Source organism: Acrocarpospora sp. B8E8, assembly GCF_039871605.1.
Taxonomy (GTDB): domain Bacteria; phylum Actinomycetota; class Actinomycetes; order Streptosporangiales; family Streptosporangiaceae; genus Acrocarpospora; species Acrocarpospora macrocephala.
Genome location: NZ_JBDPLV010000024.1, coordinates 75,464 through 100,622, shown reverse-complemented (window position 1 = coordinate 100,622; position 25,159 = coordinate 75,464). Strand labels below are relative to the sequence as shown.

The 25,159-nt window shown below is 67.9% G+C and carries 25 protein-coding genes; 15 read left to right on the top strand and 10 right to left on the bottom strand.

The window, feature by feature from the left end:
• Nucleotides 1-17 precede the first annotated feature (17 nt).
• From ABGB08_RS23400 to ABGB08_RS23390, 3 genes are all read left to right on the top strand, one after another.
• Nucleotides 18-413, top strand: a complete 396-nt coding sequence (locus ABGB08_RS23400) for a nitroreductase/quinone reductase family protein (RefSeq protein ID WP_347593638.1) — start codon at nucleotides 18-20, stop codon at nucleotides 411-413.
• Nucleotides 414-423: 10 nt separating this feature from the next.
• Nucleotides 424-1,317 (top strand): aminoglycoside phosphotransferase family protein, encoded by an 894-nt coding sequence (locus ABGB08_RS23395; RefSeq protein ID WP_347593636.1) that lies wholly within the window; start codon nucleotides 424-426, stop codon nucleotides 1,315-1,317.
• 306 nt (nucleotides 1,318-1,623) lie between these two features.
• A complete protein-coding gene (locus tag ABGB08_RS23390; RefSeq protein ID WP_347593634.1) occupies nucleotides 1,624-2,385 on the top strand; it encodes a sulfite exporter TauE/SafE family protein in 762 nt (253 codons plus the stop codon).
• 788 nt (nucleotides 2,386-3,173) lie between these two features.
• Here ABGB08_RS23390 and ABGB08_RS23385 read toward each other — a convergent pair.
• Nucleotides 3,174-3,536, bottom strand: a complete 363-nt coding sequence (locus ABGB08_RS23385) for a nuclear transport factor 2 family protein (protein ID WP_347593632.1) — start codon at nucleotides 3,534-3,536, stop codon at nucleotides 3,174-3,176.
• 300 nt (nucleotides 3,537-3,836) lie between these two features.
• Between ABGB08_RS23385 and ABGB08_RS23380 the strand changes: the two genes are divergently transcribed.
• Entirely contained in the window at nucleotides 3,837-4,865 is a 1,029-nt protein-coding gene (locus ABGB08_RS23380; protein WP_347593630.1) for an ion channel, read from the top strand.
• Between the two features lie 71 nt (nucleotides 4,866-4,936).
• Here ABGB08_RS23380 and ABGB08_RS23375 read toward each other — a convergent pair whose 3' ends face one another.
• Nucleotides 4,937-5,941, bottom strand: a complete 1,005-nt coding sequence (locus ABGB08_RS23375; protein ID WP_347593628.1) for a LacI family DNA-binding transcriptional regulator — start codon at nucleotides 5,939-5,941, stop codon at nucleotides 4,937-4,939.
• Nucleotides 5,942-6,170: 229 nt separating this feature from the next.
• Here ABGB08_RS23375 and ABGB08_RS23370 point away from each other — a divergent pair, with 229 nt between their 5' ends.
• From ABGB08_RS23370 to ABGB08_RS23345, 6 genes are all read left to right on the top strand, one after another.
• The gene (locus ABGB08_RS23370; RefSeq protein ID WP_347593626.1) at nucleotides 6,171-7,424 is read left to right on the top strand and encodes an ABC transporter substrate-binding protein; all 1,254 of its coding nucleotides are present in this window, start codon (nucleotides 6,171-6,173) and stop codon (nucleotides 7,422-7,424) included.
• Nucleotides 7,425-7,712: 288 nt separating this feature from the next.
• Nucleotides 7,713-8,627 (top strand): sugar ABC transporter permease, encoded by a 915-nt coding sequence (locus ABGB08_RS23365; protein ID WP_347593624.1) that lies wholly within the window; start codon nucleotides 7,713-7,715, stop codon nucleotides 8,625-8,627.
• Entirely contained in the window at nucleotides 8,617-9,468 is an 852-nt protein-coding gene (locus tag ABGB08_RS23360) for a carbohydrate ABC transporter permease (protein WP_347593622.1), read from the top strand. The genes ABGB08_RS23365 and ABGB08_RS23360 overlap by 11 nt, the downstream gene beginning before the upstream one ends.
• A gap of 18 nt (nucleotides 9,469-9,486) precedes the next feature.
• Nucleotides 9,487-11,007, top strand: coding sequence for an alpha-N-arabinofuranosidase (locus tag ABGB08_RS23355; RefSeq protein WP_347593620.1), 1,521 nt, complete (start codon nucleotides 9,487-9,489; stop codon nucleotides 11,005-11,007).
• 72 nt (nucleotides 11,008-11,079) lie between these two features.
• Entirely contained in the window at nucleotides 11,080-14,940 is a 3,861-nt protein-coding gene (locus ABGB08_RS23350) for an alpha-L-arabinofuranosidase C-terminal domain-containing protein (protein WP_347593618.1), read from the top strand.
• A gap of 153 nt (nucleotides 14,941-15,093) precedes the next feature.
• Nucleotides 15,094-15,726 (top strand): NYN domain-containing protein, encoded by a 633-nt coding sequence (locus ABGB08_RS23345; RefSeq protein WP_347593616.1) that lies wholly within the window; start codon nucleotides 15,094-15,096, stop codon nucleotides 15,724-15,726.
• Nucleotides 15,727-15,831: 105 nt separating this feature from the next.
• On the opposite strand, the gene ABGB08_RS23340 is transcribed toward ABGB08_RS23345, so the two are convergent.
• Nucleotides 15,832-16,485, bottom strand: coding sequence for a hypothetical protein (locus ABGB08_RS23340; RefSeq protein ID WP_347593614.1), 654 nt, complete (start codon nucleotides 16,483-16,485; stop codon nucleotides 15,832-15,834).
• Nucleotides 16,486-16,537: 52 nt separating this feature from the next.
• Between ABGB08_RS23340 and ABGB08_RS23335 the strand changes: the two genes are divergently transcribed.
• A complete protein-coding gene (locus tag ABGB08_RS23335) occupies nucleotides 16,538-17,146 on the top strand; it encodes a DUF5753 domain-containing protein (protein WP_347593612.1) in 609 nt (202 codons plus the stop codon).
• Nucleotides 17,128-17,379 (top strand): DUF397 domain-containing protein, encoded by a 252-nt coding sequence (locus tag ABGB08_RS23330; protein ID WP_347593610.1) that lies wholly within the window; start codon nucleotides 17,128-17,130, stop codon nucleotides 17,377-17,379. Before ABGB08_RS23335 ends, ABGB08_RS23330 begins: the two co-directional genes overlap by 19 nt.
• Before the next feature lie 409 nt (nucleotides 17,380-17,788).
• Here the strand turns inward: ABGB08_RS23330 and ABGB08_RS23325 are convergent, their stop codons facing one another.
• The 3 genes from ABGB08_RS23325 to ABGB08_RS23315 form a co-directional block, all read right to left on the bottom strand.
• A complete protein-coding gene (locus tag ABGB08_RS23325) occupies nucleotides 17,789-18,697 on the bottom strand; it encodes a serine hydrolase (protein WP_347593608.1) in 909 nt (302 codons plus the stop codon).
• A 225-nt stretch (nucleotides 18,698-18,922) separates the two neighbouring features.
• Entirely contained in the window at nucleotides 18,923-21,127 is a 2,205-nt protein-coding gene (gene secD, locus ABGB08_RS23320; protein WP_347593606.1) for a protein translocase subunit SecD, read from the bottom strand.
• A gap of 43 nt (nucleotides 21,128-21,170) precedes the next feature.
• Entirely contained in the window at nucleotides 21,171-21,506 is a 336-nt protein-coding gene (locus ABGB08_RS23315; RefSeq protein WP_347593604.1) for a hypothetical protein, read from the bottom strand.
• 74 nt (nucleotides 21,507-21,580) lie between these two features.
• On the opposite strand from ABGB08_RS23315, the gene ABGB08_RS23310 reads away from it, so the two are divergent.
• From ABGB08_RS23310 to ABGB08_RS23300, 3 genes are all read left to right on the top strand, one after another.
• Nucleotides 21,581-21,937, top strand: coding sequence for a hypothetical protein (locus ABGB08_RS23310; protein ID WP_347593602.1), 357 nt, complete (start codon nucleotides 21,581-21,583; stop codon nucleotides 21,935-21,937).
• A gap of 101 nt (nucleotides 21,938-22,038) precedes the next feature.
• The gene (locus ABGB08_RS23305) at nucleotides 22,039-22,353 is read left to right on the top strand and encodes a hypothetical protein (RefSeq protein WP_347593600.1); all 315 of its coding nucleotides are present in this window, start codon (nucleotides 22,039-22,041) and stop codon (nucleotides 22,351-22,353) included.
• Nucleotides 22,350-22,673, top strand: a complete 324-nt coding sequence (locus ABGB08_RS23300; protein ID WP_347593598.1) for a TraR/DksA C4-type zinc finger protein — start codon at nucleotides 22,350-22,352, stop codon at nucleotides 22,671-22,673. Before ABGB08_RS23305 ends, ABGB08_RS23300 begins: the two co-directional genes overlap by 4 nt.
• A gap of 103 nt (nucleotides 22,674-22,776) precedes the next feature.
• Here ABGB08_RS23300 and ABGB08_RS23295 read toward each other — a convergent pair whose 3' ends face one another.
• The 4 genes from ABGB08_RS23295 to ABGB08_RS23280 all read right to left on the bottom strand — a co-directional run bounded on the left by ABGB08_RS23295 (nucleotide 22,777) and on the right by ABGB08_RS23280 (nucleotide 25,156).
• Nucleotides 22,777-23,025, bottom strand: a complete 249-nt coding sequence (locus tag ABGB08_RS23295) for a hypothetical protein (protein ID WP_347593596.1) — start codon at nucleotides 23,023-23,025, stop codon at nucleotides 22,777-22,779.
• Nucleotides 23,022-23,315, bottom strand: coding sequence for a DUF6247 family protein (locus ABGB08_RS23290; RefSeq protein ID WP_155349477.1), 294 nt, complete (start codon nucleotides 23,313-23,315; stop codon nucleotides 23,022-23,024). The genes ABGB08_RS23295 and ABGB08_RS23290 overlap by 4 nt, the downstream gene beginning before the upstream one ends.
• A 107-nt stretch (nucleotides 23,316-23,422) precedes the next feature.
• Nucleotides 23,423-24,481 (bottom strand): DUF916 domain-containing protein, encoded by a 1,059-nt coding sequence (locus ABGB08_RS23285; protein ID WP_347593594.1) that lies wholly within the window; start codon nucleotides 24,479-24,481, stop codon nucleotides 23,423-23,425.
• 54 nt (nucleotides 24,482-24,535) lie between these two features.
• Nucleotides 24,536-25,156: a hypothetical protein gene (locus ABGB08_RS23280; RefSeq protein ID WP_347593592.1), complete on the bottom strand. Its 621-nt coding sequence runs from the start codon at nucleotides 25,154-25,156 to the stop codon at nucleotides 24,536-24,538.
• Nucleotides 25,157-25,159 lie beyond the last annotated feature (3 nt).

The window sequence follows — 25,159 nt, the reverse complement described above, 5'->3', positions numbered from 1 at the left end:
TCATGGACGATATGCGCGTGATCAATACACGGACCATCGACGACTTCCGGGCCGCCAGGGGCGGCGGCTCCTTCGCGGGCCGCCAGCTCCTCCTGCTCACCACCCGCGGCCGCGTCACCGGCCGCCCGCACACCACTCCGATGATGTACGTCCCCGACGGCGACCACCTGGTGGTCCTCGCCTCGAACGCGGGCGCCACCGAACCACCGGAGTGGTATCGCAACCTGCTGGCCCAGCCCACGGTCACCGTCGAGGCGGGCGCGGAGGTCTACATCGCCACCGCCCGCCCGGCCGAGGGCGAGGAGCGCGCCCGGCTCTGGCGGTCGATCACCGAGCAGTACCCGTTCTTCCTCGAACACGAGCAGAAGGCGGGCCGGACGATCCCGATCGTCACCCTGGCCCGGGTGAGCTGAGCTGGAGATCGTGGTACCGCCCACGCTGGCGGCCCTGCATGTCCGCTACGAGCGGGACGCGGGGCCCGCGTGGACTGCCTCGCTGCCTGGCTTGGCCGAGCGAATGCTTGAGCGCTGGGGGCTGCGGGTGGACGGGGGCGCGATGCACGGGGTCATCGCGCTCGTGCTCCCTGTCCTGCGGGCCGATGGGAGTCCGGCGGCGCTCAAGCTGCAGCCGGTCACCGAGGAGACCCGGGGTGAAGGGCCGGTGCTGCGGGCGTGGGCGGGAGACGGCGCGGTGCTGCTGCTCGACGAGGATCCGGCCAGTGGGTCGCTGCTGCTTGAGCGGCTCGATGGGGGGAGATCGCTGGAGAGCCTGCCGGATTCGTGGGAGGCGCTCGAGATCCTGACCGGGTTGCTGGCTCGGCTCGTTTCCGTGCCCGCGCCGGCGGGGTTGCGGAGTCTGGGCGATATCGCCGCCGGCATGCTGGCCGCCGTACCGGAGGCGGTGGTCGGGGCCGATGATCGGCGGTGGCTGGAGGTTCTTGCGGGAGCCGTACGGGAAGTGGCCGGGGAGCCCGGCGATCGGCTCCTGCACTGGGATCTGCACTACGGAAACGTGCTGGCCGGGCAGCGCGAGCCATGGCTGGCGATCGACCCCAAGCCGCTGGCCGGGGATCCTGGATTCGAACTATTGCCCGCGCTACACAACCGCTGGGACGACGTGCAAGCCACCGGAAATATCCGGACATCCGTGCTGAAACGGTTTGATCTCATGACCGAGATGCTGGGCCTGGATCGGGGACGTGCGGTCGGCTGGACACTCGGCCGCATTCTCCAGGACGCCCTCTGGGACATCGAAGACGGGAACCCGGCCAAGGACCCGACCCATCTCGCCATCGCCGACGCTCTCCTTTCCCGCTGACTCCAGCCTGTGCTTCTGAGTTGCCCCCAGCGCCGAACAATCGGAGGACGTTGGCCGCCCTCGCGTGGAACTCCATGGTGGTGAAGTGACACTCCTGCCGTGCATTCGCGGACGAGCGCAGACAGACGTTCGCGGCCGTGCGGACGACGCTCAGCGTGGGCGTGGCCAACGGGTCCATCGCCGGATCTTCCCTCTCCCCCGAAATCCCCGAACCATCATCAGCAGCGCCCGAACGACACGCTTGGCCTATATTCTCGGCGCCACGATGACCGGCCCACCCGACTCCGCAGCCCCGGCGGTCCGGTCATGACCGGCCTTGGGGACATCGCACTGCTGGCCGGCGCAGGGCTACTCGCCGGGGTGGTCGGCACCGCGGGCGGCATCACCTCCTTGATCTCCTATCCCGCCCTTCTCGCGGTGGGTCTTCCCGCCTTGTCGGCGAACGTGGCCAACATCGTCGCCCTCGTCGCCTGCTGGCCCGGCTCGGCCCTCGCTTCTCAACCCGAGCTGGTCGGCCACGGGCTATGGCTGCGCCGGTGGGTGCCGCTGTCGGCCCTGGGCGGGGCGGCGGGCTCGCTGCTGCTGCTGTCCACACCGCCGGGCGTCTTCGCCCGCGTCGTGCCGTTCCTGGTGGCCGCCGGTTCGCTGGCTCTGCTCGCCCAGCCCCGGCTTGCCGCCCGGCACCAGCGCGGCCATCCGTCAGGAGCGGGCGGCGTGGTCCTTCCGCTGGGACTGATCGCGATGTCGGTGTACAACGGCTACTTCGGCGCCGGGTCCGGCGTGATGACCCTCGCCCTCCTCCTGATCACCTCCGAGCCCCATCTGGCCACCGCCAATGCCCTGAAGAACATGGTCATCGGCGCCGGGACGCTCATCTCCGCCGCCGCCTTCGCCGTTTTCGGCCCCGTCGACTGGACGGCCGTCGCTCCTCTGGGACTGGGCATGTTCGTCGGCTCCACGCTCGGCCCCCGCATCGCACGCCGTCTACCGGCCACTCTGCTCCGCTGGCTGGTAGTCCTGATCGGCATTGGTCTGGCCATCCAGCTATGGATCAACCCAAACGGCTGATCACCTCCACGAGGCCGATGGGCAGAGCAACGGCGCCCGACCGTCAACTGCCCACCTGACCTGGCGTCTTGGGCGATCACCAAGGCTTGGATACGTGCCCATCAGCGTCCAAGCCATATCGGAGAATGTCCCACAGCTCCCTTTTCTGTCCTTGATTCCTGGAACCGCACGACGAGCTCCCGCAGAGTGGGAAGCGGGGCCCTTCTGTATGCCGGCGTCGTCGCCCTCATGGCCGCCGTCTCCGTCTTCGGCCGGACGCCCGCGCGGCGGCGCAACGCCCGCGAGGTGCTCGCCCTACTGCTGATTCGCAGCCGTACCAGCCGGAACTGGGCGGGCTGACCACCAAGCTTCATCTGGCCGTCGAGCAGGGCCAGAAGCTGTTATCGCTGATCATCACTGCTGGTCAACGCGGGGATTCTCCTCAGTTCCAGCCGGTGCTGGAGCGGATCAGTGTGCCCCGGCTGGGGCCGGGACGCCCGCGCAAGCGTCCCAACAGGGTCCGTGCCGATACGGCGTACGGCTCGCGCGCAACCGTGCCTACCTGCGCAGGGGCGGCATCGCGTGCACGATCCCGGAGAAGGCCGATCAGGTCCGCCACCGCAAGAACCGAGGCAGCCGAGGCGGCCGGCCACCCAGGTTCTGCAAGATCGACTACCGTGAGCGTCGCGCCGTGGAATCTGGCATCAACCGGCTCAAACGCCACCGGGCCGTCGCGACCAGGTACGACAAGCTTGCCGTCCGATACGAGGCCACCGTGACCATCGCCGCCATCAACGAATGGCTCTGACCTACCCCAGAAGGCTTGGCTGGTCGATCACCCACAACCACGTCCCGTCGGCCTGACGGCGAGCCACCTCGACGGTGACACCGCCATCGACCAAGCGCGCCGACGTGAGCGCCAGGTCGCCATTCTGCAGTGTGGGCTGCTGCTGTCCAGGCGCGAAGGTGGGTCTATCAGCGACTATATGTGCGTACGCCTGGCGGATCTCCCCACTGCCCGTGGCGACCTGGCCATTCGGCAATGCCAGTACCGCGTCCGGTTCATACAACGCCACTAGCCCTTCAACGTCGCCCGCGTTGAGCCGCTCCAGGATGAACCGACCGAGATCCTCCGGTCGGGCAGCACGCTCTCGGACAACATCACTACTCATTGCCTGTAACTCCCATCAGATCAGGCCAGGTTGCTCTCGACAGCAAGCGATCATGCCAGGCGGGTACGACAAACCAGCGCGACCGAGAGCCAAGCCGCTGATCGACTTCTGAAACAGGCCCGTTCCAATCGTGCTACCCCCGTTGCTCCGTTCGTGCTGACTCAGATCGCGCTGATCGGGCGACCTGCAGATGCCATGGCTACGTCGCACACCTCTCGCCGCGATCTCCGGCAGAGATGAGGGCTGTTTTCTATGGGTTTGTCCAGTTAAGGTGACCTCCACGGATCCGTGGGAGGAAATGTGCCGGTCTTCGTGGCGCGTCTGCTCAGCCGGATCACGCTGCTGGGCAGCTGGTGGACGCCCGTACTGGTACTGACCGTGGTGTTCGTGACCAGCTGGCCGCTGATGGCCCTGGCCGAGCCCGCGGGAAGCGAGATCGTCGAGCCGGGCAATTTCTGGTGGTATTTCGTGGTGACCTCGGCCACGGTCGGCTATGGGGACCTCTATCCGGAATCAGCCGCCGGGCACGTCGTCGGGGCGTACGTGATCGTGGGCGGGATCGCCACGCTGACCACGGTCTTCACCCGGCTGGCCGCCCGCCTGGAGCAGGCCAAGGGACGCAGGATGCAAGGAGCCATCACGGTGGATATTTCCGGTCACATCGTGCTGCTCGGCTACACGCCCGGGCGGACCGAGCACATCGTGGACGAACTCATCGCCGATGGCACCACCCGCGTCGTGCTCTGCGCCTGGGACGAGGTCGGCGCGCACCCGATGCCCGACCGGGATGTCGAGTTCGTCCGAGGCGACCTGACCGACGCGGGAGTGCTCCAGCGCGCCGGCGTCCACCGCGCATACAGCGTGCTGATAGACGCCCGCGACGACAACGAGGCCCTGACCGTGGCGATCACCGCCGACCACGTCGCGACGGACGCCCACCTGGTCGTCGCCCTCCGCGACATCGCCCGCGTCCGCCACCTCCGCTACGTCGACGAGAACCTCCGCTGCGTCCAGTGGCACACCCCCCACATGATCACCGAAGAACTCAAAGACCCAGGCATCACCGAGATCTACACCCAACTGATGACCCACGGCGGCGCCGACACCTATTCAGTACGCCTCCCGGAATCCCTCGGCCCGATCTCGGTGGACAAATGCCAGACCACCCTCGGCAGACAACATGGCGCAACCCTCCTCGCCGCCCACACCGGCGAACAACTCCTGGTCAACCCCAGCTGGCAAGCCGAACTCCCACCCGGAGCCGTCCTGTACTACGTCGGCTCCCACCGACTGACCCCAGAACAAGTCGCCGAAACCCTCCGGACCTAGCCTGCTCTTCGACAGCTCCAGGACGGCGAGGGCGCGACAAACGCTCTAGTGAGATGACGTACAACGATGGGTCAGCGGGCTGTGCTCTCGTGGATTTCGAGGGTGAACGGGACCGTGACGTCCTGTGGTTGCTGGCCGTCGTGGTCCAGTTGTCGCTTGACGAGGTCGATCGCGGCTTCGGCTATGGCTAATTTGTCGGGCGCGATGGTGGTGAGGCGGGGGGCGCTGTAATTGCCCTCCTCTATTCCGTCGAACCCCACTACGGCCAGGTCCGCGGGGACGCGGAGGCCGCGATCCCGGGCCGCGCTGATCGCTCCGATGGCGAGCAGGTCGTTGAAGCAGAAGACCGCGTCCGGCGGGTTCGGCCCGTCGAGGAGGCGGCGCATGGCTCCGGCGCCCTCGGCGCGGCTGTAGGTGGGCGTCGGCACGGTCAGGGCGGGGTCGTCCGGCAGGCCGGCCGCGCGGAGGGCGCCTCGGTAACCGGCGAGTCGCAGCATCGCGGTTCCGTTCTGTCCGGGCTGATCGCCGATCGCCGCGATGCGGCGCCTGCCGAGGCCGATCAGATGCTCGGTCGCGACCTCGGCGGCTTTGACGTTGTCGATGGCGACGTGGTTGACGCGGGCCCCGAGAGCCCGTTCGCCGAGCAGCACGAGCGGGCTGTTCGTGGCGCTGTCCGTGGCGAGGTCCGCGGGATGCATGCCGATCGGGCTGAGGATGACGCCGTCCACCAGCGATCGGTGGGCGGCGTTGATGACGGCGAGCTCGCGCTCGCGGGCGCCCGCGGTCTGCTCGATGAGCACGGTCCAGTCGTGCCGGGCGGCCGCGGTCATGACGAGCCCGCAGAGCTCGGCGAAGTAGGGGTTGGTCAGCTCAGGTACGGCGAGCGTGAGGAATCCCGTGCGACCTCGCCGGAGATTGCGCGCGCCGATGTTGGGCACGTAGCCGAGTTGCTCGATGGCTTCCTGAACCCGGCGGCGGTTGTCGGCGGCGACGAAGGAGTAGCCATTGACCACATTCGACGCGGTCTTGACCGAGACGCCGGCGCGCGCGGCGACGTCCTTCAATGTCACGGCCATCGATGATCCTCACCTGGGGGGGCTCCGTCAGGCTCGACGATACAACGATGTAACAGAACTGAACAGAGGTGTTTACAACGTCGTTCCAACGATGGAACATGTCCTCAGCCCGACCCGGGCGAAACAGGTTAGCGCGGGTCAGGCGGCCGCAACACCGATCTGATCCGGCTCAGCCGCGCTGTGCCGTACGAATCCCCCCGGTGCTGAGCTGGGACGGAAGGTCAACCTCATGAGATCCTCGCTGAAAATTGGCACCGCCCTCGTCGCCGGAATCCTCCTGGCGGCGGGATGCGGATCGGCCGACACGAGCTCCGACCCCGACGCGGTGGTCGAGCTGAGCCTCTGGACCGGCTTCACGGGCCCGGACCGCCCCGCCTACGAAAACCTGGTCAAGCAGTTCAACGCGAGCCACCCCAAGATCAAAGTGACCATGGACGTGCAGCCGTGGGACGCCATCGCCCAGAAGCTCCCCGGCGCCTGGGCCACCGGCCAGGGGCCCGATCTGGCGACGCCGAACTTCGACCCCGGCGTGCTGTTCAACTACGTCAAGACGAACTCGCTGCTCCCGCTGGACGAGGCGGTGGGCGCCGGGGACGGCAAGCTGAACGCCGACACCTTCCCGGCCGCGGTGAACACGGCCTTCACGATCGACGGCAAGCTCTACGCGGCCCCGGCGAACATGGCCACGCTGGTCCTGTACTACAACAAGGCGATGTTCGCCGAAGCGGGACTCCAGGAGCCCAAGACCGCCGACGAGTTCACCGCGGCGGCCAAGCAGCTCACCAAGACCGAGGGCGACAAGGTCACCCAGTACGGCATCTCGCTGGCCGATCACGCGACGATCCAGATGTGGCCGATCCTGCAGTGGATGAACGGCGGCGACATCGTCGACGCGAAGGGCTGCGCGACGATCGCCCAGCCCGCGAGCGTGCAGGCCCTGACAACCTGGGCCGATCTGGTCGTGAAGGACAAGGTGAGCCCGATCGGCCAGACGGGCGCCGACGCGGACACGCTGTTCTCGGCGAAGAAGGCGGCGATGGAGATCAACGGTCCGTGGGCCGCGGCCGGCTTCAAGGAGGCCGGGATCGACCTCGGGATCGCCGCGGTCCCGGTGGGCGCCGGGGGTCCCGTGACGCTGGCGTCGACGGTGCCGCTGGCGGTCGGCAAGTCGACCAAGCACAAGGCGCAGGCGCTGGAATTCCTGAGCTGGTGGACCGGGAAGACCGCGCAGGCGGCCTTCTCCGACGCCTCGGGCTTCCCGCCCGTGCGCACCGATGTGACGTCGAGCAACCCGGTCGTGGCGCCCTTCGCGGCGGGACTGCCGCACGCCCGGCTCTACCTGCCCGGGCTGCCCACCTCGCCGAAGATCGACGCGGACGTCTACGTGCCACTGATCGGCAAGATCACGCGAGGTGAGCCGGTCGAGGCGGCGGCGCAGGCCGCCGCCGAGGCGATCAACCAAATCACCGGCTGTACGGCGTAGCCGAAGCTTCCGGTCCACCGCCTGCTCGCGGTGGACCGGACCGCATCCTGAAAGGAATCGGGATTGACTTCCTCCCCACGGATAAATCCGGGGGATTCCAACCCTCACAGGCTGGATCTTCCTGCTTCACCGGCGACTGCCCACACGCACCCGAGGGTGTGCGACCGGTCTTACGTGGCCTCCACAGGCTTCACATCCCGCCAGCCCGGCGGTAAGCCCGGACAGACCGGCTTGGTTATCGCCCTCCCGTCCGAACACCAGAACCATACCAAGACGGAGGGATCGCCTGTGCGGAAAACACGAAGTCACCGCACGATGACGACGGCCACGCTCACCGGGCGGCGCTGGTTGAACCCCGCGTACATGTATCTGGCGCCCAGCCTGCTGATCATCGCGGTTTTCATCGCGGAGCCGATCCTGCGCTCCGGCTGGATGAGCCTGCATGACTGGACGGTCGGCGAGGAGACCCACGAATGGGTCGGCCTGGGCAACTACCTCGAACTGTTCGCCGACGAGCGGTTTCGCAACGCGCTGACCGTCACCGGGGTCTACACCCTGGTGACGGTGGCCGGGCAGGTGGTGGCCGGGCTGGCGCTGGCGATGTGGCTGCGCCGTACCACGTGGTTGTCGTCGCTGCTGCGGTCAGCGTTCTTCTTCCCGACGGTGGCGTCGTTCGCGGTGGTCGGCGTGGTCTGGAAGTTCCTGCTCGATCCGCAGGTGGGCCTGGTCAACGCGTGGCTGGAGAAGGCCGGCACGACCGGCCCCGGCTGGCTCACCGACACCGGTCTGGCGCTGGTCACGGTCATGGGCGTCGGGATCTGGAAGGGCGTCGGCTTCAGCATGATCGTGCTGCTGGCCGCGCTGCAAGGCGTTCCGGATCAGCTGATCGAAGCGGCCAAACTGGATGGCGCGGGCCGGTGGCACCAGTTCAGAGCGGTGATCCTGCCGGAGTTGCGGCCCGCGCTGCTGTTCACCACGGTCATCGCGACGGTCACCTCGCTCCAGCTTTTCGACCTGGTCTATGTGATGACCGGGGGCGGGCCGCTGTTTCACACCGAGTCCATCGTCGCCTATCTCTACCAGCGCGGCTTCGTCGAGTTCCGGCTGGGATACGCGAGCGCCATCGCCTGGGTGCTCTTCGTGCTGATCCTGATCGTGTCGATGATCCAGCTTCGGATCGCGAGGAGTCACGATGGCGGCTGACGCCCGGTCCGGGGTGGCGCGCGGGCTCCGGCGCACGGCGGCGGCCGCCTCGTGGCTGGTGCTGATCGTCGCGGCGCTGGCGACGATCCTGCCGTTCGTGTGGATGGTGGGCGTGTCGCTGCGCACACCGGCCGACCTCTACGCCGATCCCGCCCAGCTGTGGCCGAGCACGGTCAGCCTGGACGGTTACCACGCGGTGCTCACCCAGTTGCCGTTCGTGCGGCTGGTGGTCAACACGTTCGTGTTCGCCGGCGGGACGACCGTGATCCTGGTCTTCCTGGATTCGCTCGCGGGATACGCCCTCGCGCGGTTGCGGTTCCGCGGCCGTCAGGCGATCTTCCTGCTGATCCTGGCCACGCTGATGGTGCCGTTCCAGGTGACGCTGATCCCCGTGTTCCTGACGCTCTTCGATCTGGACTGGCTCAACACCTTCCAAGGTCTGATCATCCCCAGGGCGACCAGCGCGCTCGGCATCTTCATGCTGCGCCAGTTCTTCCTGACGCTCCCCCGCGAACTCGACGAGGCCGCGCACATCGACGGGGCCAATTCATTCCAGATCTACTGGCGGGTGATCATGCCGCTGGCGAAACCCGCGCTGGCGTCGCTGTTCGTCATCCAGTTCATGGCGCTGTGGAACGACTTCCTCTGGCCGCTGGTCGTTTCCAGCACGATCGAGATGCGGACGCTGCCGTCCGCGCTGACCCTCTTCTCCAGCCAGTCCGGCGTCGACCACGCCGCGCTCATGGCCGGCGCCGCCATCTCCCTGGCCCCGCTGGCCGTGGCCTTCCTGCTCGCCCAGCGATTCTTCGTGCAGGGCATCGCCACCACCGGCCTCAAATAATCAACGACAGGAATATCCGTGCTCACTTGCCACGTCACGCTCGATCCCGCGTTCCGGATCGGCACCGTCAACCCGCGCCTGTTCGGCTCCTTCGTCGAGCACATGGGCCGATGCGTCTACGGCGGAATCTTCGAGCCCGGCCATGAGGAGGCCGACATCGACGGCCTGCGGCTGGATGTGCTGAAGCTGAGCCGCGAGCTGGGGGTGACCGTGATCCGCTACCCCGGCGGGAATTTCGTCTCCGGGTACCGCTGGGAGGACGGCGTCGGCCCGGTGGAACAGCGCCCGCGACGGCTGGACCTCGCCTGGCGGTCGGTTGAGACCAACGAGTTCGGCTTCAACGAGTTCATGACCTGGGCGCGCCGCGCCGAGGTGGAGCCCATGATGGCGGTCAACCTGGGCACGCGCGGCATTCAGGAAGCCTGTGACCTGCTCGAGTACGCCAACCACCCCGGTGGCACCTACTGGTCGGACCTGCGCGTGTCGCACGGGGTGGCGGAGCCGTACGGCATCAAGCTGTGGTGCCTGGGCAATGAGATGGACGGGCCGTGGCAGGTCGGGCACAAGAGCGCGGACGCCTACGGCGCGCTGGCGGCGGAGACCGCGAAGGCCATGCGGCAGGTGGATCCCAGCGTCCAGCTCGTGGTCTGTGGCAGCTCGAACGACCGCATGCCCACGTTCGGCTCGTGGGAGGCGACGATCCTCGATCACACCTTCGATCATGTGGATTACATCTCGCTGCACGCCTACTTCGAGAAGGCCGGCGATGACCGGGCGAGCTTCCTGGCGTCCGGGGTGGCGATGGATCGCTTCATCGAGGGCGTGGTGGCGACCGCGGATCACGTCGCGGCGAAGAAGCGGTCCCGGCGCAAGCTGATGCTCTCGTTCGACGAGTGGAACATCTGGTACGAGAGCCGCTTCGCCGGATACACCAACCTGGAGTGGGCGCAGGCCCCCCGGCTCATCGAGGACGAGTACACGACCGAGGACGCGGTCGTCGTCGGATCGCTGATGATGAGCCTGCTCCGGCACGCGGACCGGGTGGGCGTCGCCTGCCTGGCCCAGCTGGTCAACATCATCGCGCCCATCCGCGCCGAACCCGATCGCCCGGCTTGGCGGCAGACCACCTTCTACCCGTTCGCGCTCACCGCCCGGCACGCGCGCGGCGAGGTGCTGCGCGTCGAGCCGATCACGCCTGCCTACGACACGGCCCAGCACGGCGACGTTCCGGTCGCCGATGTCGTCGCCACCCATGATGCCGAAAGCGGCCAGGTCACCATCTTCGCCGTCAATCGCAGCGAGACCGAGACCGTCCTGCTCGATGCCGCGTTGCGCGCCCTGCCCGGGCTGCGGATCGTCGAGCACCTCGTGCTGGGCGGCGTTCCCGGCGAGCTGCTCGAAGGCAACTCCGCGGACGCGCCCGAGCGGGTCGCGCCGCGCGGCGGTACCGGTGCCGCCATCGACGGCTCCCACCTGCTGACGGCTCCGCTGCCGCCGGCCTCCTGGACCATGCTCCGGCTAGCTCAGCCCATCGCCTGAATCACTCCGAAGGAGTCGGCCATGCGCACCCGCTATTTATTAAGAACCCTACTCATCTTATGCATCGTCGCGATGTCGGCAGCCGTGCCCGGCTCGGCCAGCGCCGCCGGCGCCAACACCATCTCCATCGACGCCTCCGCACCCGTCGGCGTGGTCCAGCCCGGGGTTACCGGCCAGATGATGGAATGGGCGACCGACGGGATGAACGAGTCCTGGGCCGAACGGGTCAAGGACCGCTCGTTCGAAACCGAGCGGGTCTCCTCCGCGCGCAGCACCCTCTACGACGGATTCACCGGCACCACGCTCGACGCTTCGAAATGGCAGCCGCTAAGCCTGGACACCGCGCCCGCCGGAACCGTCACGGTCTCCGGCGGGAACGTCGCGGTGGCGGGCAGCACGCCCGGCCGGTTCGGCATCATGAGCAACACGGTGCCGGACACCCGGTATGCGACCGTCAGCGTCGAGACGAAGATCGTCTCGTACAGCGGCACGAACGCGGTCCTGAGCGTCTACGGCGGCACCGGCGCCGGGGACTTCAGTCATTTCGCCGAACTCGCCATCGAGGGCGGGTCGCTCAAGGTGTTCGCCGACGGGCAACCCACCTGGGTCGGGGGCGCGGCGACCACACCGGCGACGTTGCGGATCGACGTCTCGGGGCTGGCGGGCTCGGCGCGTACCCTCAACTTCTTCTACAACGGCACCCTGGTGCACACCCTCTCCGGCTTCACCATGCTGCCGGGCACCTACCGTGCCTTCCTGTACGGCTGGACGGGCACCGTCACCGCCGACTATCTGGCGCAGACCCCGGACGCCACCTATGACGCCTTCGAAGGAACGACGCTCTCCCCGCGCTGGACGCCCACCAGGCTCGAAGGCGCCACGAACGGATCGGTCTCCGTCTCCGCCGGCAAGGTCACCGTGACCGGCGGCGCGAACTCCCGGTACGGCGTGCTTTCCGACCACATCCGCAACAGCGCGGTCGACTGGACCACGATCGACGCCCGGCTGAGCAGCGTCAGCGGCGTCAACGGTCTCCTCAACATCTACGGCGGCACAGGCGCCGGAGATTTCACGAAATTTATGGAATTCGGGGTTGAAGGTGGCGTCGCCCGCGTCTTCACCAGCGACGGCACCGGCAACTTCACCGGCTCCGCTGTCAGCCTGCCGGCCACATTCACCGTACAGATCAGTCCTTATTGGTCTAACGGTCGGCTCTTCAGGTTCTTCGTCAACGGCGTGAAGGTGCATGAACTGGCCACCCGCTTCGACGTGCCCGCACCGGACTTCCGGCTCTTCCTGTACGGCTTCGGCGCTTCGACCACCAGCTGGGACTACGTGAACGTCCGCCAGGTGCACATGCTCGACCGCTGGGACAACCACTTCGAAGGCGGGCCCGGCATCAGCGCGGCCTGGACCAACTCCACCCTCGCCGGAGGCTGGGGCACGTCCAGCATGTCCAACAGCCAGCTGGTGATCAACGGGGCCGCCAGCAGCCGCTACGGCATCATGTCCGCGCCGGTCGGCGAGAGCGACGTCTACGACTACACGGTCGAAGCCAAGCTCGACTCCGTCACCGGCGTCAACGGCCTGCTCAACATCTACGGCGGAACAGGGCGCGGCGACTTCTCGAAATACGTCGAGTTCGGCGTCGAGGCCGGCACCCTGCGCGTGTTCGGTGACGGCGTGACCCCGTGGACGGGCGCCGCGATCAGCCTGCCCGCCGTGCTGAGGATCGAGGTCGGGCGGTGGAACGGCACCGGCAGGAACGTGAACTTCTTCGCCAACGGCCGGCTGGTGCACAGCCTCACCAACACCGCGGCCGTCCCCAACGGCGACTACTCCGCCTTCCTGTACGGCTTCGGCACCTCGGTCACCAGATGGGACTACCTGACCTGGTGGCGCACCGACGGCTGGACCGAGGACGGCCACGCCGACCAGGCCACCTACTCACAGGACCGGTCCGGCTTCAACGGCGCCTACGCGCAACGCGTCGACATCACCCAGCACACCACCGGCCGCAAGGGCGTCAGCCAGGGCGCCATCGCGGTGACCACCGGCCGGTCGTACCAGGTCAGCGCCTATCTCAAGCAGTCCGGGCTGAGCACACCCGTGACGGTCACCCTCGGACCGGACATCGGCGACAGCCCGTCCTACCCGGCCTACGCGAGCACCACCTTCAGCGGCGTCGGCGCGGGCTGGACCAAGTTCACCGCCACCGTCACCCCGTCGACCACCGACCCCTACGCCAAGCTCTTCATCGGTACGGCGAGCACCGGCACGCTGTGGATCGACATGGTCAGCGTCATGCCGCTCGACCCCGTGGAGGTCACCCTCGGGGGCTGGCGTAAAGACTTCGTGGATCACCTGACCGCGCTCAAGCCCGGCGCGATCCGCTGGCCAGGCGGCATCATCGCCGACAGCTACACCTTCACCGACGGCATCGGCCCCCGCGACAACCGCCCGCCGATGCACTACAACCAGTGGGACGCGCTCTGGATGACCAACGACGTCGGCACCGACGAGATCCTCGGGCTCGGCGAGGCGCTGGGCATCCCGGTCTACCTGAACGTCAACTGGGGCAGGGGAACCGCGACGACCGCGGCCAACTGGGTCGAGTACACCAACGGCTCGACCGGCACGCCGTACGGCGCGCAGCGGGCGGCCAACGGACGCAGCCAGCCGTGGGCGGTGCGCACGTGGGAGATCGGCAACGAGGTGTGGGGGTCGTGGACCCCCGGCTGGACCAGCGCGGCCAACTACGCCGCCAGCTACAACACCTTCCGCGACGCCATGGCGGCCAAGGACGCGACGATCGCGTTCATCGCCGAAGGCGGTGACGGCACCAACAACGACCAGGCGTGGAACACCACGGTCCTGACCACGTCGGGCAGCCGGATGGATCACCTGTCCATCCACTACTACAGCCCGCAGCCGTTGCCGGGCCAGTACGACAGCACGGCCGTCTACCAGGCGTCCGTCGGCGCGCCGGCGGTGATCGCGGACCGCATGAACACCGCCACCGACACGATCCTCGCCAGCGGCGGCGGCCGGGACATCAAGATCGCCGTAACGGAGCACAATGCGATGTACTTCAACGAGGAGCATCGCCGTACCCGCACCGTGGAAGGCGCCCTGCAGGAGGCCGGGCTGCTCAACCTGTTCATGCGCCGAGCCGACGTCAACGAACTGAACGCGGCCTCGGCCCTGGTCAACTTCTGGGACGGCAGCGCCATCCGCCTGGCCAACCGGGGCAGCTTCGTCACCCCCGGCTACCTGGTGCAGAAACTGGTCGCCGACCGGCACGGCCCGCTCCTGCTGCCGACCACCCTGAGCGGACCGACGTACAACGCACCGGCCCTGGGCAACCTGCCGGCGCGCACCAACATCCCGATGCTGGACATCACCTCCACCCGATCAGCGGACGGGACGAAGCTCTACATCTCGGTGATCAACCGGGACCCGTCCGCCATCCAGACCTCCACCATCAATCTGACCGGAGCCGGAACCATCGGCTCCACCGCGACCGTGAGCACCGTCAACTCGGCCGGATACCTGGACCAGAACACCTGGCAGAATCCGACCCTGATCCAGACGGCCACCAGCACCATCACCGGAGTCGGGGCGACCTTCGACTACAACTTCCCCGCACACTCCTACACCGTGCTGACAGTCAACATCGGCGCGAGCGCGGTAAGCGCGCCGATCATCATCGGCCGGGTCACCACAACCGCCGGCGCCGCCATCCCCGCAGCCACGGTCGACGCCGGCGGCGGCATCACCGGCACAACCGACACCAACGGCTACTACCGGCTACCCGCACCCGTAGGCACCTACTCACTGACGGTCTCCAAGCCGGGCTTCACCACGAAGACCCGCACCAAGGTCGAGGTCTCCAGCCTCGGCGCCACTCCCCTGCCGGTCCGCCTCTCCTAAGCCAGCACGCGGTGCCCCGGCACATCCCGGGGCACCGCGGCATTCAGAACAACGGGACCTTCCGCTTCCACCAGATCCTCGGAGGGGGGCAGCGGCTGCACCGACATGCGGAAACGGCATTGATTTAGCAGAAAGTGACGCTATCTTGACGCTGTGAGAACGAACGTCTACGTTGACGGATTCAACCTGTTCTACGGCCGACTCAAGAAGTCGCCGTACAAATGGCTGGACCTCGACGCCCTCGCCCGTCGCCTGCTTCCGGGGCAAAACATCCATCGCATTCGCTACTTCACCGCGAAGGTGGTCGACTGGCCCGATGACCCCGGCAAACCGAGCCGCCAGGACCTCTACCTGCGTGCCCTGGCCACGATTCCCCATCTCAGCATCCACCTGGGACGCTTCCAGGTCAGCAAAGTGTGGATGCGCCTGGCTGACCCACCACTCAACGGCTCTGCGATGATCAAGGTCGTCAAAGTCGAGGAGAAAGGGACAGACGTCAACATCGGCGCCTACCTGATCGCCGACGCCCTGACTCGCGACTGCGACTTCGCCGTTGTCATAAGCAACGACGCGGACCTCGCCGAACCGATCCGGATGGCCTGTCACGATTACGGCGTGGGCGTAGGGATCTTCAATCCACAGCCTCGATCGCGAGCCAGCTGGCAGTTGCAGGCCGTGCCGCCCGTCTTCTTCCGGGACCTCAAGGAGAGGGCCGTTGCCGCCTGCCAGTTCGCTCCGAAACTCCAGGACAGCGAAGGCGAGATCCAACGACCTGTCGGCTGGTGAGGAAAAAGTGAGGCCCCGTCCACTGGGCGGGGCCTGCAACCACTCGACCAGAAGCCGGTGGCGGGTTCGCACCCATTAAACAGGTCCGCATGAGTAACTGTCAAATTACCGAACGCATCCGTCGCGGCGCTTCCCCTCCGGCTGGATGTGGGTGGCCGACCCTATCTCGTGGTTTAGACGACTTGCTCTGGCCTGGCAACTGATTGCCCTCACGATCGGCCGTATCCGGTTCGAAGGTCTGCCGAAGGACGTGGACTCCGCTCGACTCGTATTCCTAGGCAAGTCGCTGACTGGGGGTGGTCTTGCCTTGGGGTGGCGGGATTTGGGGAGGTGGTCGGTGGGTGGTGGCGGGTTGGTTAGGGAGGTGCCGGGTGGGGGCCATTTGTGGCGGGGTGCGGCTCGGGTGGTCTGGTAGGGGGTGTCGTAGGCCCAGCCTCGGGACCTGAGACGGGACAGGACGGCGCTGGCGGCCTCCCTGGAGATGGCGTGTTCGATCATCAGCCCGCGCAGGGTTGCCACCGGCTGATGCGTGCCGATCTGACCGGAGGCGATCTTCTCGGCCAGGCTGGTGGCGATCTGGGTGATCTGATCCTGTACGGGTATGCGCGGCGGCTTGGGGGGACGGTCGGGAGCGCCGACGACATAGCCCAGACCGGGCACCAGGCGGATGATTCGCCGGTCTCGTAGTTCACGCTGGATGGAGCGGGCAGCCGACGCCGGGATGGAGTAGGCGTCCATCAACCGCCGGACGCTCGCCACCCGGGCTCCTTCTTCAAGTTCACCGCTCGCGATCTGCGCGGCCAGGTTGTCGATGATCTCCCGTCGGCGCAGGGCGATGACGGCTCCGTGTGGCCCGCCGGTCCGCGCGGGAGAGGGCGCCTCATTTCGATCGGCCCGCGAGGGTGGATCCGCTCGGCTGGTACGGGTAGGAGGGGAACCCTCCTTGCGATCAGCCCGCGAGAGAAGATCCGGTCGGCTGGTACGGGTAGGAGGGGACGCCTCGCTTCCATTGACCCGCGAGAGAGGAACCCGCATCCTCAGCCGGGAAAATCCCCCAGAGCTGTACGTACTCATGGACGAGTGGGTTCTCAAGCGCCCGATCGGGAGCCGACAGATCATGCACGACCAGCTCCGGCATCTGGCAACGGTCGCCCGTCGCCGCCGAGTGACGGTGCAGATCGTCCCCTTCGACACAGCTTGCACGGACGGTCTGTCCTCCTCGTTCGTCATCGCGGAACTTGAGGACGCGCCAATCACCGTATCCGTAGACTCCGCAGGCGAAGGGGAGGTATCGGCAGAGCGTGGAGTGGCCTCTCTGATCTTGGACCGATATGACAAGCTACGAACAGAGGCCTACCGTGCGGGTGAGTCTCTCGAAATGATCGAGGAAGCAGCGGAGCTATGGAAGCCAGAGACCTGATCTCAACAGACCTCGCCGGGGCCGTGTGGAAGAAGAGTTCTCGCAGTGGCAACAACGGCGGGAACTGCGTCGAGGTCGCCAACAACCTCCCCGGACTCGTCGCGGTCCGAGACAGCAAGAACCCCGACGGGCCGACTTTGATCTTCACTCCGGCGGAGTGGCGGGCCTTCGTCGGCGGAGTCAACCTGGGAGAGTTCGACCTGCCCACCGACCCGACCATAAGCCCGCAATAGCCCATGCATCTACCCGGGCGGGCCGTGCCCGACACGGCGCTCTGCGGCAGACCGGTCCGATGAGCACGTTGTCTTTGGTCTCACGTCTCACGCGTGTCTGCACATAGCGTTGGGGATCGCATTCGCATATTCGGTAGGGCATCCCGTCCGCCCCATGCCCAGCGGGCCATTACAGCTGGCTGCGGACAACGAGGCTGGCGCCGGCGGCGATCAGCGCGACCAACGCGGTCGAAGTCAGGGCCCAGCCGAGGTTGACCAGGCGGTGTTTGTGCAGTACGACCCTGGCCAGGCCATGGACGTTATAGGTGAGTCGTGGGCTTTTAAGCGATCGTTGTCAGCTCTTGTTTCAGGCGGCCACCTATGAGTCAGCCGAACTTCGGAATTCCTGCCAGGCGGGTCGCGCTTGGGACTACGGCACTGGACTACTGTTCAGTGCCTCGACGGCCAGTTCGGCGATGTGTTCTACCGTGGCGATGCCGTCCGCCATGGAGGAGTTTCGCCGGGAAATGACGGCGATCAGGTAGTCGTGTCCGTCGCCGTGGATGCGACCGATGCTGTTGATCGTCCAGCGTCCGCCGTCGGCCGTACGGGATAGCCAGCCGTTCTTGACCGCAGTCGTGTCATCGTTGCCGGCGGCCGCGCTAACGCCCCAGGCCTGTGCTGGGGCGACGTCGGCCATCAGGCCCAGGATGTAGCGGCGGCTTTCGGCGTTGAGTGGGCTGGTTTTGGAGGTGAGGGATCGCAGGATGCGGATCTGGTCGGCGACGCCGGTGGTGGTCGAGCCCCAGTAGCCGCCGGGGCCCGGTGTCGTGTCGCGCAGTCCGAGCTTGCGGTTGGCGGTGGCCAGGCCCGTTGCGCCGCCGATCTGGTTCCACAGTGTGGTGGCCGCGTCATTGTCGCTGAGCGTGATCATGAGTTTGGCCAGATTTCGCTCGGTCGCGGTGAGGCTCCGGCCATCCTTCTGTGCGCGCAGCAGGAGCGCGGCGAGAATGTCGACCTTGACGATGCTCGCGGTGACGGTCCGCAGACTGGTGTTGTAGCCGTAGGTGATGCCGGTGGACAGGTCGTGGATCTGCACCGACGCCTGGCCGGAGCGGTCCTTCAGATAGGCGCCGAGCTTCCGGGTCAGCTTGGCGCGCGCCGATGTGGAGAAGGCCACGGTGGCCACCTTGGGGTCGGGAGCGGGCGGCGTGACGAGCTGTGTCGGCTCGGCGGTCGTCGCCACGGCGGAGACGGAGTAAGCGTCAAGGGCCTGGGAGCGAGCCCCGGTTAACGCCACCGCGCCCGGGACGCCGGTCACCACAGTGATCACTGACACGGCGGGCAACACCATTTTCCGCCAGAGCCCGCTCCCCCGGCCGATTCCGGGGGTCTCACCCGACCGTCGAGACATCATGCAGGTCAGCGTGATGCCCGCACATCTACCCAGCCTTTGACAAAGCTATAGATCTCCTGACAATTCACTTTGCCGAGACAAATACTAAAAGGATCACAACCGTAGGGCTCCGTACACCAGGGAGCAGGTGACGGAGCCCGATTGAGGTCAGCGGGTGCTTCGGGGCCGAGATGGGGGTGGATTGCGGTCGAAGCGGTTCAGGGCGATGGCGACGGGGCCCGCGACGAACGAGGAGGACAGGGTGCCCGCCACGATGCCGGTGACCAGGGCGATGGCGAAGTTGTGGAGGGAGTCGGCGCCGAAGACGGCCAGGGCGCTGAGAATGAACAGGGCGCCGAGACCGGTGTTGATCGTCCGGGGGACGGTCTGCAGGATCGCGCTGTTCACGGCGTCGGGGAGATGGTCCTTGCTCACCCACAGCTCCCTGACCCGATCGAAGACCACCACCTTGTCGTTGACGGAGTAGCCGACGATGGTGAGCATCGCGGCCAGGAAGATGCCGTCCACCGGCTTGCCCAGCCAGGCGAACAGCCCGAGCACCACGGCCACATCCACCAGCAGGGCCAGCACCGCCGCCGCGCCGAAGGTCCACCGGAACCGTACGGCCAGGTAGACCAGCTGGGCGGCCATGGCGACGATGAGCGCGATGGCGGCGTTGCGGCGCAGTTCCGCGCCCATGCTGGGGCCGATGAACTCGTCCCGGCGCTTGGTCACCTCGCCCGCGTGGTCCCGCAGGGCGTCCTGGATCCTGGCGACGTCCTCGGGGGCGAGCTGCCCGGCCCGGATGGAGACGAGCCCGGCCGAGGAGTGCACCACGGCGGACGGCTGACCGGCGTCGGCGACCGCCCGTCGGGCGACCTCGGCCGGCACGGTGCCGGAGGTGGTGAACTCGACGGCTCTGCCTCCGGTGAACTCGACGCCGAAGTTCAGGCCCTGGGTGAGCGTCCCGGCCAGCGCGACGGCGACCAACCCGCCCGCGAGAGCCAGCCACCAGCGGCGGGCCGCCATGATCGAGGGGTTCCTGCGGGTGAGCCACGACCTGATCCGGCCGGCCGAGCCGATGCCGGACACGGTCGGCCCGACCCGGCCGATGACCGCCTGGGTGAGCACGCGGGTGATCAGCATCGCCGAGACGAGCGAGGCCAGCACGCCGATCCCCAGCGTCACGCCGAAGCCCTTCACCGGCCCGGAAGCCAGCCAGAACAGGATGGCGGCGGCGATCAGCGTGGTGATGTTGGAGTCGGCGATGGCGCTCCACGCGTGCTTGAAGCCCTGGTCCAGAGCGGTTCTGAGGCCACGCCGGGGGGCGCGGCCGTACTCCTCCCTGGCGCGTTCGAAGATCAGGACGCAGGCGTCGATGGCGATGCCGATGGCCAGGACGAAACCGGCCAGGCCGGAGAGGGTGAAGGTGGCACCCATCGCCACCAGCACGGCGTACGAGATGAGGCCGTAGGTGGCCAGGGCGACGGCGGCGAGCAGGCCGGCCAGGCGGTAGACGACGATGATGAACAGGGTGGTCAGGACGAGTCCGGTGATGGCGGCCTTGGCGCTGGCCTCGATCGCGTCCGCGCCGAGCGTCGGGCCGACGCTGCGCTGTTCGACCAGGTCAAGCGGGACCGGCAGCGCTCCCCCCTTGATGAGCACGGCCAGATCACGCGCCGCCTCGTACCCGAAGGAGCCGGTGATGTCGGTCGAGCCGCCAGGGATGCCCGCCCCGCAGGCCAGCGAGGTGTCGAGCTGCGGCGAGGAGATGATCTTCTTGTCGAGGACGATCGCGATCCTGCGTCTCGGGTCTTCCGGCGCCGCGCAGGCCACGTCGCCGGTCAGTTGCTGCCAGGCCCGGGCGTCGCGGAAGTCGATTTTGACCGACCAGCCGAGCCCACGCGCCGGGTCGGTGCGCTCGCCCGCGTTGGTGATGCCGTCGCCGCTGATCGCGGCGGGGCCGATCCGCAATCGCTGGCCGTGTTCGTCCCGCGGTGCGGCCTGGTCGGTCTCCTCGGCGAGAGCGAGTACGCGATGGATGCTCAGCTGCGCGGTCCTGCCGATGACCTCGGCGGCCTGACGGGGGTCCAGGATGCCGGGCAGTTCCACGACGATCCGCCGGTCGCCGGAACGGATCAGGGTGGGATCGACCACGCCGAGCGCGTCGGCCCGGCGGCGCAGCACGTCCAGGGCGCGGTCGGCGGATTCGGAGTCGGCTTTGACGGTCGGCGAGTCCCTCGCCTCGAAGACGAGCTGGGTGCCGCCTCGCAGGTCGAGGCCCAGGCGTGGCGAGAGACTCACGGTGATGATGATCGAAGTGACGATGACGGCCAGCGCCGCCAGCGCACGCCAAACAGGCGCACGGGACACGGAAGCCTCCACAGGCTCGGATGTGCGGGAAGGAAAGAGCTGGTCAGAGAGCCGTGGAGGGCGGGGCGCGGGCCGGCGGCGCGCAGCGGCGGGGAACCGGGAGAACCCGGTCGTCGCCGGGGAGCGCGCAGGCGTGCCAGGCGGCGCGCCACCGGGGCGCGCCGGAGGCGAGAACGGCGTGCCAGGCCGTGCCGGGCACCTCGTGAAGGGCGGTACGGACCTGCGAGAGGGGCACCGCGCGGCCGACCGGGTGCTGCTGGTCGGCCTGCCACGCGACCACGCTCGGCGTGGCCGTGATTCCGGTCACCCCGGAGGCGTGAGCGGTGACGGGCAGCAGCCATGCCAGCAGGAGCAGGACGGCGGGCAACCTGGTCCGCACGACGCCTCCTCCCGGCCGGTGACCGTCCAGCCTAGCCCGCGTTCTGGTGCCTGAAGTGGGCTATGGTCGGGAATATGCGGCTCCGGAGACCCTGTGGCTCCGCCTCCTTCACGGCGGCGGTGGGTCTTCTCCTGCTCGCACTGGTCATGTTCGCCTCCACTCCGGCGTGGGCCACGAGCGATCCCGGCCGGGAGTCCAACCCATGCGCGACCGACGTGATCACGCCGTTCGCGCAGACGTCCGCGGCCTTGGCGCTGCCACCGATCACCGGGGCGCCCGGTCACGCTTCCCGGCTATGGCCCGTGGCCAGCTGGGCGCAACCGGTGTCCGGAACCCGGCCGGTCTGGCCCGACGCGGGCTCGGCCGACATTCGCGACCCCCAGCAGTCGGGGCATCGTGCGCCCGGCTCGCGTAGCCCGCCGACGCTCTAGAGGTTCTCTCCTTCCCCTGCGCGCGAACTGCGCCCGGGGCTCATCGATCTGCCGCGAACGCGCGGGGATCGCTGAATTCTCACGCTAGGAGTGACACCGTCATGGCGTCTTTGCACACGTTCATTCAGGACTACGAGTGGCACCTGGCCCGGCTCGAAGAACTTCGCGCCCTGCTGGAGGAGCGCCGCGCCGCCGCCAGAACCGAGCTGGAACGCGCGGCCCAGTCAGGCGCCCAGGACCGCCTGGCCGCTCAGCTCGCCGCCATCGAGTCCGCCATCGAACGGATAGACCGAGGGCTGTACGGCGCCTGCCGGCGCTGCGGCACGTTCATCCCGCTCACCGTCCTGTTCCAGGCTCCGCACGAGCAGCGGTGCCCCGACTGCGCCCGCCTCACCGCAAAGGAGATGGCAGCATGACCGGGCTCAGCCGGATCCAGACCGACGCCATCGCCGAGGAACTGCGGGAACAGCACATGTGGCGCACCTCCCGCCTCCAGGAACTCACCACCCTGGTCGAGACCACCGAAGGCGACGGCGACCTACGCCAGCGCACCCTGGCCGACCTCGCCGCCACCGAACGGGCCATCGCCGAAATCGAGAAGGGCCTGGCCCGCCTCACCGAACGCGACTACGGCCAGTGCGAGGACTGCGGAACCTCGATCCCGTACGAGCGCCTGAAGATCCGCCCCCTGACCCGGCACTGCATGCCCTGCCGCCGGGCCCACGAGTCCCGCTGACCCCCATCCCGCGTGCCCACCCGGGCACGCGGGACCACCCATCAGACTGGTCTCCGACCTCGGCCCGGTCCTATGGCAAGACATCCTGATGCTCTGCGTCACGTCAGCCGGCCCACAGGATGTCCACAACGCGGACGATCTCAACCGAGTCCAGAATCAGCAACGTGACGAATCCGTGGTCGCCGAAGTCGGCTCGTCGTACCTGCGGGTCGTCTGTGGCCATGCTGGTGAGCGGGTCATACGGGTTCTCGCAGACATCGGCCATAGCCTGGACCAAGGCGGTGAGCGCGTCCGTGGGAAAGCCGCCGAGCTGGCTTAGCGCCCGCTCGGATAAGTGAGGGCGGTAGGTCACCGGCGGCGGGCCAGCTCGTCGGCGATGGCCTCATCAAGGGGTGTGGTCGCGCCAGCACCTTCCTTGGCTTCCTGGATGGCGTCGTAATAGCCGGGCCGGTTGGTGGCGATGACCGTCAGGTGCCATCGGTGCAGCAGCCGCTTCAGAGCCGTGTAGCTGGCCAGGTCGTCACGTGCCGCCTCGACCGCCTGACGGTACTGGCGGAGGAATTCCGGCCGCTCCCGGACGGGCAGACCACGAAGGATCACCTGCGGGTCCTGCGGGTCCTCCTCGATGGGCTGAGCGCTCATAGAAACAACCGTACCCCCACGTGCGTGGAGCCGGTGCTACCCCGGGTGAAACGCTCCATCGACCACCGACGCCATACCCGCATCTGCCCGGCTATCGCCTGAACCCCTTATTTGTCAGGCTTTTCGCTGACGAGTGTGGAATCGCGGGCCTCTGCGCGGCCCTCGTCGCGGGCGCGGGCGAGGAGGTCGGCGAGGCGCTGGCGGCGTCGGCGGGTGATGGTCCGGAAGGAGAGAAGGAGAGTTCCGAGGAGCGCGGCGAGGGCCAGTTGGGGCCAGGGCAAGGTCCAGACCGTTACGTCGACCGCGGCGCGCTCGACCAGGGCGCCGGACGGGGCGCCGCCCTGGACGGAAGGGGACACGGTGACGCTCGTGCTGAGCGGTCCTAGCGCCCAGACTCCCGCGATGCGGGTCTCGATCTCTCGGCTGTCGCCCGGGAATATCTGCTCGACGCCGGTCTTGGCATCCCGTTCGGCCAGGCCGGTCAGGTCGGTGACCGTCACCCCGCCGGTGCCGGTCACCGCGACGTTGCCCTTGTTCGTCGCGGTGTATTTGACCCGGATGGTGCCGGCTGAGAAGGGGTTCCACGGCTGCTCGTACGTGGCGGTGAGGTTGTCGACGGCCACCGCCGCCGTGATCGTGCCGGTGGCCCGCATCATGACCCGGAACCCCACCCGGCTCTCGACGGCGACCGTGCCCCGGGCGCTGGTGACCGTCGCCGCGATGCCGGCCGGATGGTCTCCCGGCGAGGCGTCACGGGGCACGGTGATGGTGAACGGCACCACCTTCGTCTCCTTGGCCCCGACGGTGACCTCATCCTGGACCTTGATCCAGGTGCCGCCGTCCACCGAGGAGCGGTCGGATTGGAGCATGTTGAAGCGGCCCTTGTCGGTGAGGTAGCCGTCGGCGGCCTTCAGGGCGAAGACGGCGGCGCCGTCGCTGAAGTTCCGCACGGCCAGATGCTCGGTCACGCTCTGACCCGGGTCGAGCGTGCGCTCGATCCACCGGCGGCCGTCCGGGCCCTGCTGGTTGGCCGGCTGGACCGACCAGGTGAGTGTTGGCTTGGCCGGTTCCGCCATGGCGCCGGTGGGCGCGATCGGAACGGTGAGGAGCACCGCCGCCAGCACGGCGAGGAGCCGCGGCAATACCTGCTGCAATGTTCGGATCATGGCGAAATCCTCCGGCATGTGGGGGCCGCGTCGCCGCGGCCCCCACCGTGCGTTTTATTCGAACAGGGACAGGGTCAGCGTCGAAGCGTACGAGCCCGCGGCGACATCCGCCGGGGTGCGCAGGAACAGATCGGCGTTGACGGTGAAGGCGCCACCGGCGACGGAGCCGGAATCGAAGGTCGAGACCAGGAGCTCCTGGTCGACCAGGCCGACGTTGTTGCCCGGCTGGGTCGGCTCGTCGAGAACGGTCACGACCTCCTCACCTTCGGCGACCAGGCCGGTCTCGCCACCGTCGATCAGGTGCGGCTTCCAGCCGAGGTGGCCGGCGCTGATGGGCGCCTGACCGCTGTTGCCGGCGAAGTCGGTCGCGTTGCCGAGCACGGCCCATGCGGAGCCGGCGGGCACCTCCTCCATCGTGCGGGTGTCGGTGACCGTCACCGTCGGCAGGGTGCCGAGGAACTCGCGCGTCTCCAGGGTCGAGTCGCCCTCGGCCAGCGCGACGGAGTCGGCGGCGATCGACATGGCGAGCACGCCGGGTTCCCTGATCTCCTCGATGTCGACCGTCACCTCCACACTGGTGCTGTCGCCGGGGTCGGCCATGGCCGGCGCCTGCAGGGCCACCGACGCGGTCAGGGCCGCAGCCGCGGCGAGCAGCCATTTGTGCTGATTTTTCATGTG

What these genes read in the sequence shown, in the direction of transcription:
- ABGB08_RS23390 (WP_347593634.1), top strand. Translation starts at nt 1,624, where the DNA reads ATGACCGGCCTTGGGGACATCGCACTGCTGGCCGGCGCAGGGCTACTC.
- ABGB08_RS23385 (WP_347593632.1), bottom strand. Translation starts at nt 3,536, where the DNA reads ATGAGTAGTGATGTTGTCCGAGAGCGTGCTGCCCGACCGGAGGATCTC.
- ABGB08_RS23375 (WP_347593628.1), bottom strand. Translation starts at nt 5,941, where the DNA reads ATGGCCGTGACATTGAAGGACGTCGCCGCGCGCGCCGGCGTCTCGGTC.
- ABGB08_RS23370 (WP_347593626.1), top strand. Translation starts at nt 6,171, where the DNA reads ATGAGATCCTCGCTGAAAATTGGCACCGCCCTCGTCGCCGGAATCCTC.
- ABGB08_RS23360 (WP_347593622.1), top strand. Translation starts at nt 8,617, where the DNA reads ATGGCGGCTGACGCCCGGTCCGGGGTGGCGCGCGGGCTCCGGCGCACG.
- ABGB08_RS23350 (WP_347593618.1), top strand. Translation starts at nt 11,080, where the DNA reads ATGTCGGCAGCCGTGCCCGGCTCGGCCAGCGCCGCCGGCGCCAACACC.
- ABGB08_RS23335 (WP_347593612.1), top strand. Translation starts at nt 16,538, where the DNA reads ATGATCTCCCGTCGGCGCAGGGCGATGACGGCTCCGTGTGGCCCGCCG.
- ABGB08_RS23330 (WP_347593610.1), top strand. Translation starts at nt 17,128, where the DNA reads ATGGAAGCCAGAGACCTGATCTCAACAGACCTCGCCGGGGCCGTGTGG.
- ABGB08_RS23310 (WP_347593602.1), top strand. Translation starts at nt 21,581, where the DNA reads ATGCGGCTCCGGAGACCCTGTGGCTCCGCCTCCTTCACGGCGGCGGTG.
- ABGB08_RS23305 (WP_347593600.1), top strand. Translation starts at nt 22,039, where the DNA reads ATGGCGTCTTTGCACACGTTCATTCAGGACTACGAGTGGCACCTGGCC.
- ABGB08_RS23300 (WP_347593598.1), top strand. Translation starts at nt 22,350, where the DNA reads ATGACCGGGCTCAGCCGGATCCAGACCGACGCCATCGCCGAGGAACTG.
- ABGB08_RS23290 (WP_155349477.1), bottom strand. Translation starts at nt 23,315, where the DNA reads ATGAGCGCTCAGCCCATCGAGGAGGACCCGCAGGACCCGCAGGTGATC.
- ABGB08_RS23285 (WP_347593594.1), bottom strand. Translation starts at nt 24,481, where the DNA reads ATGATCCGAACATTGCAGCAGGTATTGCCGCGGCTCCTCGCCGTGCTG.
- ABGB08_RS23280 (WP_347593592.1), bottom strand. Translation starts at nt 25,156, where the DNA reads ATGAAAAATCAGCACAAATGGCTGCTCGCCGCGGCTGCGGCCCTGACC.